We start from the raw sequence: 11,952 nt of genomic DNA, 5'->3' as shown, positions 1-11,952 counted from the left end.
GGTCCTCGTGGACACCGAAGTGCTTGACCTGCCCCTGTCGCGGACAGCCAACGAGCGGCTGCACGCCATGATCCCCGGGGGCGCTCACACCTACGCCAAGGGCGACGACCAGTACCCCGAGAACCTGGCCCCGGTCATCAGCCACGGCAGCGGTGCCCACGTGTGGGACGTCGACGGCAACCGCTACATCGAGTACGGCTCCGGCCTGCGGTCGGTCAGCCTCGGTCACGCCCACCCGCGCGTGATCGAGGCCGTGCGGCGCGAACTCGGCCGCGGCAGCAACTTCGTCCGGCCCTCCATCCTGGAGGTCGAGGCCGCCGAACGCTTCCTGGCCACCGTGCCGACCGCCGAAATGGTGAAGTTCGCGAAGAACGGCTCCGACGCCACCTCCGCCGCGGTACGCCTCGCCCGCGCCGCCACCGGCCGCTCACGGGTGGCCCTCTGCTCCGACCATCCGTTCTTCTCCGTCGACGACTGGTTCATCGGCACCACCCCGATGTCCGCCGGCATCCCGTCGACGACCACCGAGCTCATCGCGTCCTTCCCCTACGGCGACCTGGCCGCCACGGAGGAGATGCTCACCCGGTACCCGGACGAGATCGCCTGCCTGATCCTCGAACCCGCCACCCACACCGAGCCGCCGCCCGGCTACCTCGCCGGCCTGCGCGAACTGGCCGACCGGCACGGCTGCGTCCTGATCTTCGACGAGATGATCACCGGCTTCCGCTGGTCCGAGGCGGGCGCCCAGGGCCTCTACGGCGTCGTCCCCGACCTCTCCACGTTCGGCAAGGCGCTGGGCAACGGATTCGCCGTCTCCGCGCTGGCCGGGCGCCGCGACCTGATGGAGCGGGGCGGGCTGCGCGGCTCCGGCGCCCGCGACCGGGTGTTCCTGCTGTCCACCACACACGGTGCGGAGACGCACTCCCTGGCAGCGGCGATGGCCGTGCAGACCACCTACGTCGAGGAGGGCATCACCGCGCGGCTGCACGCCCTCGGCGAGCGGCTGGCCGCCGGTGTCCGCGATGCCGCCACCGCCATGGGCGTCGGCGACCACGTCGTCGTCCGGGGCCGGGCCAGCAACCTGGTCTTCGCCACCCTCGACGAGAACCTGCGGCCGTCGCAGCAGTACCGCACCCTGTTCCTGCGCCGCCTCCTCGCGGGCGGCGTGCTGGCCCCGTCCTTCGTGGTGAGCAGCGCGCTCGACGACGAGGACATCGACCGCACCGTCGACGTGGTGGCCCAGGCCTGCGCGGTGTACCGGAAGGCACTGGACGCCGCCGACCCCAACCCCTGGCTGGCCGGGCGAGCGGTGAAGCCGGTGTTCCGCCGCCTGGCGTGAGGTGACGTCAGCGGGGCGCGCGCCGACCGGCGTCGGCCGTCCGTCCGGCCGACCGATCGCTCAGCAGGTCGGCCGTCCGGTCGACCAGCCACGCGGACGCCGGGATCACCGCCAGCGCGGTGCACCAGCCGCCGAGGGCGTCGGTCGGGTAGTGCGCGCCCAGCCCGACCTCGGCCCAGCCCATGATCGCGCCGGCCACCAGCCCCGCCGCGAGCACGAGTGACGTACCGGCCGTCCTGCCGAGGCCGAGCCGGTCCGTCGCCAACAGCGCCGCCATGACGGCGAGTGCGGTGGCGAAGGCGGTGTGCCCGCTCGGGTACGACAGGTTGCCGGGCCCGTGGATGGTCCGTCCCACCACGTGCTTGAGCACCGTGGTCGTCCCCACGGTCGCACCGGCGCCGACCACGACGAGCACCGCCGCACGGGGACGCCGTACCAGCAGACAGCCCACCACACCGGCCACGATCACCATCGCCGATCCCGCGGGCTCGCCCAAGAAGTCCAGGACCAGGGCGACTTGGCGCCACGGCGGCCCCACACTGTCCGCCGTCGGCGGGAAGATCCACCTGTCCACCGCGCCGGGTGCGCTGTGGCCCGAGTACAGGACCCCGAGCGCGACGACCACCAGTGCGGCGAGGACCGCGATCAGGGCGAGCCGGGGGCGCAGCGACGGGGGCAGTACGGCACGCGCCCCCAACTGGCCCGCGTCGGCTGCCAGGCCCTCTCCTGCTCCTGCCGGACGATCCAACGCGAGCCCCCCGTCATGTCCGTTTCGCGAGCCACCAGCACCCTAACCGCAATCCGGCTCACGAGGCCGGGCGCTGCAGATGAGGTGGGGGTCGGGGCCGCTAGACTCCGGCGGGTGGCAACGGGGGCGGTGGAGGGGTACGAGTTCGGGCTGCTGGGGTCGCTGAGCGCTCGCCATGACGGGCGCCGACTGGATCCGGGCAGTCCGCTGCAGTGCGCGGTCCTGGTCCGGCTCCTGCTCGGCGAAGGACGCCAGTGCGGTCTCGACCACCTCATCGACGCGCTGTGGGAGGAGCCGCCCGGCAACGCGGTGCGCTCGGTGCAGACGTACGTCTACCGCATCCGTCTCTCGTTGGGCGAGGAGCGTGCCCGACTGGAGACCACGCAGGGCGGATACCGGTTCGACATCCCGGAGCGGGCCGTCGACGCCCTGCGCTTCGAGCGGCTCGTCCGTGACGGCGAGGAACTGCGAGCCGCGCGGCAGACCGGCCCCGCCCTGCGCGCGTTCGACGCCGCGCTGGCACTGTGGTCGGGGGAACCGCTGTCCGGCGTGCCCGGTCCCTACGCCCAGCGGCACCGCCGACGGTTCACCGAACTGCGGCTGAACGCCCAGGTGGCGCGGTTGAGTTGCGCCGACGAACTGGGTGAGCACGCCCGCGTGGCGACGGAACTGATCTCACTGATCGCCGACCATCCGCTGCGGGAGGACCTGTACGCGCTCCGCATGCGTGCGCTCCACCGTGCCGGACGGGCGGCGGAGGCCCTCGCGGTCTACGCCGCGGCCCGCGACACCATGGTCGCCGAACTGGGCATGGACCCGGGACCGGAACTCCGCGAGTTGCAGACCCGCATCCTCAACGGCACCGAGCCCGACCCCGTCGAGTCGAGGTTCGGGGGAGAACACCCCGGTGGCGTGCCGACGCTCGGCGCCGGCGCCTCGTCCGGGGCCACGATGCCGAGTGGCGCCGCGGTGATCCCGGCTGGCGCCGCGTTTCCCAGCGGTGCCACGACATCGGCCGGTGGCGTACCGGCGATCGGCGCCGACGCGTTGGCCGGGGCCACGGCAGCGAGTGACGCCTCGGCCCCGGCTGGTGCCGCGTTCCCAACCGGTGCTACGACGTCGGCCGGCGTTGTGCCTTCGGCCGGCGTTGTGCCTTCGGCCGGTGCCCTGCCTTCGACCGATGCTGTGCCTTCGGCCGGCTTCATGTTCTCGACCGATGCCGCGCCCTCTCCCGATGCCGCGCCCTCTCCCGATTCTCCGGGGACGACCGATGCCGTATCCACGAGCGGCGTCACGCCACCGACCTGTACCGCAACGCCAGCCGACGCCGGATTCACGACCGGTGTTGTGCCACCGACCGCTGCCATACCGCAGACCGACGCCGCAACCACGACCGGTGCCATGCCACCGCCCCCTGCCGCACCGGACACCGGCCCCGCACTGTGGCCCACTGCCGCGACGCCGACCGACGTCGGCGCACCTACGCCCCTCGCCGCGTCCGGCGACGCCCCGCCGCGGTCAGTCGACCAGGGCCGGCACATCGCAGCGGGCGCCGCCCACGGACGCGACCGGTCCGGCACGACGGCGGTGCGGGCCGAGGAGGCCCCGGCCGGTGTGCGACCGCAGCAACTGCCCCCGGCGCCGGGCGACTTCGTCGGGCGGGAACGGTTGTGGGAGCGGCTTCGGCTGGCGTTGCGGCCCAGCGGGGAAGCCGTAGCGCTCGCGGTGCTCAGCGGTATCGGCGGTGTGGGGAAGACCGCGCTCGCACTGCGCTTCGCCCACGGCATCCGCGGCGACTATCCGGACGGACAGCTCTACGTGGATCTGCGGGGCGACGGCGGCCGACCCGCCGATCCCGCGGACGTACTGGTCGACTTCCTCCTCGCGCTCGGCATGCCCGCCGCCGCCATCCCCACGACGCCCACCGCCCGCGCCGGGGCCTACCGCACCCTGACCGCGGACCGCCGGATCCTGGTGCTCCTGGACAACGCGTCCGACACCGCCCAGGTGACCCCGCTGCTCCCGGGCACACCCGGCAACGCCGCGCTGATCACGACCCGGCACCGCTCGCTCGTACCGCCGGGCGCGACGCGTTTCGAGGTACCGGTGCCCGATCAGGAGGAGGCGGTGGCCATGCTGGGCCGGTTCACCGGCGACGCCGAGATCGCCGCCGACCCGGAACTCGCGCTGGAACTGGTGCACGCGTGCGGGCAGTTGCCGTTGGCGCTGCGCATCATCGGTGCGCGCGCGGCGGCCCGTCCCGGACGCGGGCTCGGTGCGCAGCTGCTGCGGCTGCGCGCCGAGGAGCACCAGCTCGACGAGTTGCGGGCCGGAGGCATCTCGGTGGAGGCCACCTTCCAGGTCGGCTACCGGGCCCTCGCCCCCGCCCAGGCCCGGGCGATGCGCCTGTGCGCGCTGCTCGACGCCGCGGACTTCCCGGTCGCGGTCGCGGCGGTACTGCTCGACCAGCCGGAAGCGGAGACGGAGGACCAGCTGGAGCATCTGGTGGAGGCCGGTCTGCTGGAACCGCATTCGGCCGACCGCTACCGGTTCCACGATCTGGTACGGGCGTTCGCCGCCCGTCGCGCCGACCGCGAGGATCCTGTCGCGGACCGCGAGGCGGCACTCGTACGGCTGACGATGTTCCTGCACGCCACCCTGCTCCAGGCCATGAGCGCGACCGAGCAGGCCGGCTCGCTCAGCATCCATCTCTTCTCCGTGCCGCTGACCGGACTGCGGTTCGCCGACGCCGCCGAGGCGCGCAGCTGGCTGCTGGCCGAGCACACCCTGCTGGTCGCGGTGTTCTCCAGAGTGTTGCGCGACATCCCGGACGCCTCGCAGATCGTCGTCGCCGCGCTGTCGGTGATCGCGTCGAGCGGGCTCTTCGCCGGGCCCGCGCATCAGCGGGAACTGGAACGCGTCACGGACCACGCGGTCGCGGCGGCGGACCTGGGCGACGACCCGGCGCTGCCGTCGCAGACCCGGCACATCAGGGCCTGGCTCGGCTTCATCCGCGGTGATCTGACAGCGTCGGAAACCGATCTGCGGGAGGGGATCCGGCGGTCCCGCGACGGTGACGACCCGCTGACGCTCTTCATGTCCACCCGGCTGCTGTCGGTCGTGCTCGTGGACCAGGGGCGGAGCGCGGAGGCAGTCGACTTCTTCGCCGAGTCGGAGGCCGTCGGCGGCGCGGAGGACGATCCGAGCAGCCCGGCCTGCTTCGCTCAGGAAGTGGCCCGCCTGTTCACCGCGCTGAGTTCGGACCGGGCCGAGGTCGACATCTCCGCGGCTGAGCATGTGCACGAGGTGAGCGACCGGCTGCGGAAGGAAGCGGCGGGGCGCTGAGCCTGTTCGCCCGTCGGGTCGACCCCGCTTTCACACGCCGTCGACCGGACGTCGATCCGCGTTCGGCACGGTGATCCGAGAACGGACCGCACCAGCTTCTCGAACAGGTGACACACATGCTCAAGATCGGACTGGGATCTCCCCAGTACGGGTTGTTCACGGACCCCGCGACCATCTCCGGGTTCGCCGCCGCCGTCGAAGAGATCGGCTTCGACAGTCTGTGGGTGGGCGACCGGGCCCTCGTACCGACGCGGCCCAAGGACCCCTATCCCGGCGGAGGTCCCGTACCGGAGGAGTACCGCACCTTCCTGGACCCCGTCGTCACCCTGTCCTTCCTGGCACACGCCACCCGACGGCTGCGCCTCGGGACCAGCACGCTCAACGCCCCCTTCTACTCCCCGCTCCTGCTGGCCCGCGCGCTGGCGTCCGTGGACATCCTGAGCGGGGGGCGGCTCGATCTCGGGTTCGGGCTCGGCTGGTCGTCCGACGAGTACGAGGCGATCGGGGTGCCGTGGCGTGGGCGCGGGGCCCGGCTGGAGGAGATCCTGGACGTCCTGGAACACGTCTGGTCCGGTTCCTCGGCCGAGTACAAGGGCGAGCTGTGGACGATCCCGAGCGCCCACATCGAAACCCTCCCCGTGCAGCGCCCGCGCCCGCCGGTGCTTCTGGGCGGTTTCACCCCGGCCACGCTGGAACGCATCGGCCGCCGTGCGGACGGCTGGGCCGGAGTCGCCCTGCCGGTGCCCCAACTGGCCTACGTCATCAGCCAGATCCGGCAGATCGCGGAGGCGGCCGGACGTGACCCCGACGTCTTGCGCACCGTCGTCCGCGTGAACCCCGTGGTGACGGCCGAGGCCGCGCCCGACGACGCCGTTCCGCACCGGGGAACGGTCGTCCAGGTCTCGGACTACCTGCTCGCCGCCCACGCGGCAGGGGCCGACGAGGTCCTCGTCGACCTGCAGCAGACCGCGCGCAGCGCGGAAGAGCTGACGGACCTGGCACACCGTTTCCACGAGCAGCTGAGCAAGGGTTAGGGAGCACCATGTCCGACGTAGTCACCTCGAAACCGGATGTCCACGACATGGTGGTGGTGCACCGCACGTTCCGGCAGTCGTGCGCGGAACTGCCGGACCTGGTGCGCGGGCTGCGGCCCGGCGACACCGCCCGGGCCGCGCTGGTCGTCGACGCGGTGCGGTTCATGCTCATGGGCCTGGAAGCCCACCACGTCAGCGAGGACGAATACCTCTGGCCCCTGCTCACGGCCCGGACGGGGGTGCGCGCCGAGGCGGTCGCGCGCATGGAGGAACAGCACCACCGCCTCGAGGAACTGGTCACGGACGTGCGGGGCGCGCTGGACGGACTGGCCGCCGACCCCCGACCCTCCCTCGCCGAGCGGGTCGCGGATCAACTCACCGCACTGGGCTCGGTGTTGACCACGCACATGGACGAGGAGGAGAACACCATCCTCCCGTTGGCCGCCGAGTATCTGAGCGTCGCCGAATGGGAGGAACTCGGCGAGATCAGCCTGGCGAAGCTGGACAAGAAGCACCTGCTGCGCGCGTTCAGCGCGTTGATGGCCGTAGCGACCCCCGAAGAGCAGCGAACGCTCCTCACCAAGGCCCCGGCACCCGCCCGCCTCCTGTGGCGCCTGTCCGGCCGCCGCTCCCACGCCCGCCGGGAGGCCCGCCTGCACGCAGGGCACGCGAGCTGAGCCATGGCGCACCGGGACCGAGCCACTGAGGGTCGGTGACGTACCGGTCGAGGTGCTGCCCGGCGATACCGAGTCGGGCCGCGCCTGCCTGCTGCAACCGCAGATCTCCGCCCGATCGTTTCTGGGCGGCATCGTGCTGAACTGCGGCGGTCCGCTCGTGGACGGCGGATGGCCGCGGATCTACGGCAGCCCGAGTGATGTCGGCGTCACCGGGCTGCCCGGCCCGGCCGAGGTCGCTGCGCTGAACGGCCGGCAGGGGCTGTCGTTCTTCCCGCCGCTGCGGTCGGCGGAGGGACGCCGGGAGTTGTCGGAGACCAGCCGTCGCGCGGTGCCCGTGGCGGAACTCCCCGGGCTGAGCCGTGACACATGCCTCAGCCCGACGGCGTGGACCCGAGCTCCCTCGGCGTCGCATGAGCCGGCTTCGCCCGCCTGCCGAGTTGCTTATCGTGCGGCATGTTGCGTGAGAGGCAACGTCGAACCCGGGGTTCGCCTGTCCTCTGGATGCCTTGACAAGGGTTTGGGGGCGCCCTCAAACTGACGTTGCGCTTACCGCAATCCGTTTCGCTATACGCACCGAGGTGTCATGATGATTCCCGCGTGCCTTCTCGTGGATCTGCCGCGAGGCGAGGCCTACCGGCTCGACATCGATCCGCCGGTTTCGGTGTTCCACACCGACGACGGCGAGGTCTTCGCCATCGACGACACGTGCACTCACCAGGACGCCTCGCTCGCCGACGGCTGGTTGGAGGGCTGCGAGGTGGAATGCCCGCTGCACGCTTCGAAGTTCGACCTGCGGACGGGAGCCGTCGACGCCCCGCCGGCCAAGCGCCCGGTGCGTACCCACGAGGTGCTCGTCCAGGACGGCATGATCTACGTCGTGCCGTCCACGGACGCCCCGAACCTGCCGCCCTGCGTCGCGTCCCGGCTCGCCGGCGGACCCGCGTGAGGACCGTGGCCGTGGTCGGCGCCTCGCTGGCCGGGCTGTCGGCGGCACGCTCGCTGAGGAAACAGGGCTACGGCGGACGGCTCGTCGTCATCGGCGACGAACCCCATCGCCCGTACGACAGGCCGCCCTTGTCCAAGGAATTCCTGGCAGGCACCCTCGACGAGGCCGAACTCGCGCTGGAGTCGGACGACGAGGACCTCCGCGCCGAGTGGCTGCTCGGTGCCCGTGCCGTCGCACTCCAAGTCGACGGTACGGAGCGGGTGTTGGCCCTCGACGACGGCCGGGAGATCCGGGCCGACGGCGTCGTCCTCGCGACCGGCGCGGTCGCGCGCGATCTGCCGGGCACGGACGGACTGGCCGGCGTGCACACCCTGCGCACCCTGGACGACGCCCGCGCCCTGCGCGACGAACTCGCCCTGGGCGGACGGCTGGTGGTGATCGGCGGCGGCTTCATCGGCGCCGAGGTCGCCTCCACCGCGTACGCCCTCGGCCTCGACGTGACGGTGATCGAAGCGGCACCGACCCCCCTCGCCGGTCCCCTCGGCGAGACCATGGGCGGCATCGTCTCCGACCTCCACGAGGCCCACGGCGTACGGCTGTTGTGCGGTGTCGGCGTGAAAGGGCTGAGCGGTGAGGCCCGCGTCGACGGCGTTCTCCTGGAGGACGGGCGAACGGTCCCCGCCGACATCGTCGTCGTCGGGGTGGGCGCGCGGCCGTGCGTCGAGTGGCTGGAAGGCTCCGGCGTCGAGCTCGACAACGGCGTCAAATGCGGTGCGGACGGCCGTACCAGCCTCGCCGGCGTCGTCGCCGTAGGAGACTGTGCGTCCTGGTACGACCAGCGGGCGGGGTTCCATCGGCGGGTCGAGCACTGGACCGGTGCGCGGGAGCGGCCCGAGGCCGCGGTGGCCGCGCTGCTGTCGTGGGGGGCGGTGGAGCCGGGTGTGCCCCGGCCGCCGTACTTCTGGTCGGACCAGTACGGCGTGAAGATCCAGTTCGCCGGTCACGCGGCCGGTGCCGACAGTGTGACCGTAGAGGAGGGCGCCCCGGGCGACCGGAGTTTCCTCGCCGTCTACCGGTGTGCCGGGCAGCCGGTCGCCGTGCTCGCGATGAACCAGCCGCGGCTGTTCATGCGGTGGCGCAAACAGCTTGCCGCCACGGTGAGTTGACCGTAACTACGCCGTCCGGAGTCGTTCGTCCCGGCGCGTGACCGACCGATCCACGACGTTCTCCGAGGAGTGCACTGTGACCTCGACCAGCCTGCCGGACAGCCTGATCGCCACCCTGCCCGGCTCCTCCTACACGGACCCGGCCATCTTCGCCCAGGAACAGGAACGCATCTTCGAGACGATGTGGTTCTGCGCCGTGCGCTCCTCCGAACTCGCCAAACCGGGCGCCTTCCGGACCGTGGACGTGGGCCGCGAGAGCATCCTGATCACACGGGCCCGCGACAACTCGATACGCGCCTACTTCAACGTGTGCCGGCACCGCGGCGCCAAGCTCTGCACCGAGGAGGCCGGCGAGGTCAAGCGGGCCTTCCAATGCCCGTACCACGCCTGGACGTACGACCTGAACGGCAAGCTCGTCGCGGCGCCCAACCTGACGAAGATGCCCGACGTCGGCCGTACCGAGTTCGGGCTGATGAGTGTCGCCGTCCGGGAATGGCTCGGCTATGTGTGGGTCAACCTGGCGGAGAACCCGCCGTCGTTCGACGAGGACGTCATCAGCGAGGTCGTCACCAGGCTCGGCGACGTGGAGTCGCTGGAGCACTACGACATCGACCACCTCTCGGTGGGCAAGCGCATCGTCTACGACGTCAAGGCCAACTGGAAGCTCATCATCGAGAACTTCATGGAGTGCTACCACTGCGCCACGATCCACCCCGAACTCACCGAAGTACTCCCGGAGTTCGCCGACGGCTACGCCGCGCAGTACTACGTCGGCCACGGCGCGGAGTTCGGCGAGGAGGTCCAGGGATTCACGGTGGACGGCTCGGAGGGACTCGACCGTATCCCGGGGGTCAGCGAGGACCAGGACCGCCGTTACTACGCGATCACCATCAAGCCGCAGGTGTTCATCAACCTCGTCCCCGACCATGTGATCTTCCACCGGATGTACCCGGTGGCCGTCGACCGCACGATCGTCGAGTGCGACTGGCTCTACCTCCCGCACGTCGTCGAGAGCGGCAAGGACGTCAGCCGGTCCGTGGAACTCTTCGACCGGGTCAACCGCCAGGACTTCGAGGCCTGCGAGCGCACACAGCCCGGAATGAGCTCACGGATGTACGCCAAGGGCGGGGTGCTGGTGCCCAGCGAGCATCACATCGGCGCCTTCCACGACTGGGTGAACGAGCGCCTGGGGGGCCCGCAGGGGTGATGTGGGCTCAGCCCAGGTAGCCCATGCGGTGGCTGATCTCCTCGGCGCCCTTGACCAGGATCGGGGCGAGTTCGTGCAGCCGCTCCTCGGTGAACCGGTAGGCGGGACCCGAGGCACTGACCGCCGCGATGACCTCGCCGTCCCGGTTGCGCACCGGCGCGGCCACGGCGTGCAGCCCGACCTCCAACTCCTCGAGCGTCCAGGCGTATCCGCGCTCCCTGGCCTCGGCGAGGTTCTTCTCCAGCTTCGTCTTCGAGGTGATGGTCTGCGGGGTCACCTTCTTGAGGCCGGCCTCCGACAGCAGCGTGGCGCGCTCCTTGGCGGGCAGGTGCGCCAGCAGGACCTTGCCGCTGGACGTGGCGTGCAACGGGGTGAGTTCACCGACCCAGTTGTGCGCGGTGACGGCGCCGGGGCCGCGGACCTCGTACAGGTTGATCGCGTACTGCTCCTGCATCACCGCGATGTTGACCGTCTCGCCGATCTCCTCGGCGAGACGCTCGCAGACCGGGCGGCCCTGCTGGGTGATGTCGATGCGCCCGGTGACGGCGCCGGCCAGCCGCACGATCCCGAAGCCGAGCCGGTACTTGCCGCGCTCACCCGCCTGCTCCACCAACCCCCGCGCCTCCAGGGCGCCGAGCAGCCGGAACGCGGTCGACTTGTGCACGTCGATCTCACCGGCCACCTCACTCACCCCGGCCTCGCCGCGCTGCGCGAGAATCTCCAGCACGCTGATCGCGCGGTCCACGGACTGCACCCCGCCGGACGGCGAACCTGTCGTTTCAGTATCTGGACTGTAGTTGCTCACAGCGAAACTATACGCGTAGTACGCTACAAGGTGTTTACTGTGGGGACTCTGACCAGGTCTTTTGGGCTGGTAGCGGCTGATTCGAGGGTCGGAGGACATCCCGCTTCTACCTGCGAGTTCCCGGAAGTTCCCGCGGAAATGTGCACTGGTTGTGCACTGGGTCCGGGTGGTGGGTGGTGGGCTCGATGACCGCTGCCGCGGCACAGCGGGAGGGCGCGGTCACGAGTCGGGCCTTCGATCTCGACGCCTGGATTCGACCTCTGTGCGCTCTGGTTGTGGCCGCTGTAGGTCGACGGGTTGCTGCTCTTGGCGACGGTGGGGCTGTTGGAAGCCGTCGCCGTCGCCGGCGTTGCCCTCGACGACTCACCCGTTCCCTTGCGTCGGGCGCAGGAACGGGTAGTCGTGCCGGTTCGCGCCGGTCACGACACAGCCCAGCGGGATCCCGCGTCCGTCGGTCATCCGCGACCACTTGATCCCGAGTTTTCCTCGGTCGATCGGTGATTTCCCGGCGACCTCGCCACCGCAAAGCGCATTGGTGATCTGCCCGTCGACGGTGATGTCGGCCAGGTCCAGGCCCACGATACGGTCGTTGGTCGCCAACACGATCTGCTCCAGCCCTGCGAAGACACCGGGCGCGTGTCCTGTCACGTTTCTACCGTTTCGGCCAGACCTGGCAGAGAACCCA

The 11,952-nt window shown here is 71.1% G+C and carries 10 protein-coding genes and 1 pseudogene; 8 read left to right on the top strand and 3 right to left on the bottom strand.

The annotated features are described in order from the left end of the window. Positions 1–7 precede the first annotated feature (7 nt). Positions 8–1,339 carry a glutamate-1-semialdehyde 2,1-aminomutase gene (locus tag OC490_RS08915; protein WP_262057298.1) on the top strand — a complete coding sequence of 444 codons (1,332 nt, stop codon included), beginning with the start codon at positions 8–10 and terminating at the stop codon, positions 1,337–1,339. 7 nt (positions 1,340–1,346) lie between these two features. Here OC490_RS08915 and OC490_RS08910 read toward each other — a convergent pair whose 3' ends face one another. Beyond that, positions 1,347–2,036 (bottom strand): phosphatase PAP2 family protein, encoded by a 690-nt coding sequence (locus OC490_RS08910; protein WP_262057569.1) that lies wholly within the window; start codon positions 2,034–2,036, stop codon positions 1,347–1,349. Between the two features lie 165 nt (positions 2,037–2,201). On the opposite strand from OC490_RS08910, the gene OC490_RS08905 reads away from it, so the two are divergent. The 7 genes from OC490_RS08905 to OC490_RS08875 all read left to right on the top strand — a co-directional run bounded on the left by OC490_RS08905 (position 2,202) and on the right by OC490_RS08875 (position 10,462). Continuing rightward, complete coding sequence (locus OC490_RS08905; RefSeq protein ID WP_262057297.1) at positions 2,202–5,432, top strand: BTAD domain-containing putative transcriptional regulator; 3,231 nt, start codon at positions 2,202–2,204, stop codon at positions 5,430–5,432. Positions 5,433–5,548: 116 nt separating this feature from the next. Then, on the top strand, positions 5,549–6,466 hold the full coding sequence (locus OC490_RS08900) for an LLM class F420-dependent oxidoreductase (protein ID WP_262057296.1): 918 nt from the start codon (positions 5,549–5,551) through the stop codon (positions 6,464–6,466). Positions 6,467–6,474: 8 nt separating this feature from the next. Next, positions 6,475–7,143, top strand: a complete 669-nt coding sequence (locus OC490_RS08895) for a hemerythrin domain-containing protein (protein ID WP_262057295.1) — start codon at positions 6,475–6,477, stop codon at positions 7,141–7,143. A gap of 52 nt (positions 7,144–7,195) precedes the next feature. Beyond that, positions 7,196–7,681 (top strand): DUF2625 domain-containing protein, encoded by a 486-nt coding sequence (locus OC490_RS08890; protein ID WP_262057294.1) that lies wholly within the window; start codon positions 7,196–7,198, stop codon positions 7,679–7,681. 45 nt (positions 7,682–7,726) lie between these two features. Next, positions 7,727–8,089 (top strand): bifunctional 3-phenylpropionate/cinnamic acid dioxygenase ferredoxin subunit, encoded by a 363-nt coding sequence (locus tag OC490_RS08885; protein ID WP_019069625.1) that lies wholly within the window; start codon positions 7,727–7,729, stop codon positions 8,087–8,089. Continuing rightward, positions 8,086–9,255, top strand: coding sequence for an NAD(P)/FAD-dependent oxidoreductase (locus OC490_RS08880; protein ID WP_262057293.1), 1,170 nt, complete (start codon positions 8,086–8,088; stop codon positions 9,253–9,255). Before OC490_RS08885 ends, OC490_RS08880 begins: the two co-directional genes overlap by 4 nt. Before the next feature lie 76 nt (positions 9,256–9,331). Then, positions 9,332–10,462 (top strand): aromatic ring-hydroxylating oxygenase subunit alpha, encoded by a 1,131-nt coding sequence (locus OC490_RS08875; protein ID WP_262057292.1) that lies wholly within the window; start codon positions 9,332–9,334, stop codon positions 10,460–10,462. A 7-nt stretch (positions 10,463–10,469) separates the two neighbouring features. On the opposite strand, the gene OC490_RS08870 is transcribed toward OC490_RS08875, so the two are convergent. Both OC490_RS08870 and OC490_RS08865 read right to left on the bottom strand, forming a co-directional pair. Continuing rightward, positions 10,470–11,216 (bottom strand): IclR family transcriptional regulator, encoded by a 747-nt coding sequence (locus OC490_RS08870; RefSeq protein WP_262057568.1) that lies wholly within the window; start codon positions 11,214–11,216, stop codon positions 10,470–10,472. Positions 11,217–11,645: 429 nt separating this feature from the next. Further along, positions 11,646–11,897, bottom strand: a pseudogene (locus OC490_RS08865) (IS5/IS1182 family transposase); the annotation flags it as partial. Between the last annotated feature and the right edge of the window lie 55 nt (positions 11,898–11,952).

The organism is Streptomyces sp. STR69 (genome assembly GCF_024519455.1).
Taxonomy (GTDB): Bacteria; Actinomycetota; Actinomycetes; order Streptomycetales; family Streptomycetaceae; genus Streptomyces.
Note: the sequence above shows the minus strand (reverse complement) of the source record. Positions and strands in the feature narration are given on the sequence as shown.

What these genes read in the sequence shown, in the direction of transcription:
- OC490_RS08900 (WP_262057296.1), top strand. Translation starts at nt 5,549, where the DNA reads ATGCTCAAGATCGGACTGGGATCTCCCCAGTACGGGTTGTTCACGGAC.
- OC490_RS08895 (WP_262057295.1), top strand. Translation starts at nt 6,475, where the DNA reads ATGTCCGACGTAGTCACCTCGAAACCGGATGTCCACGACATGGTGGTG.
- OC490_RS08885 (WP_019069625.1), top strand. Translation starts at nt 7,727, where the DNA reads ATGATGATTCCCGCGTGCCTTCTCGTGGATCTGCCGCGAGGCGAGGCC.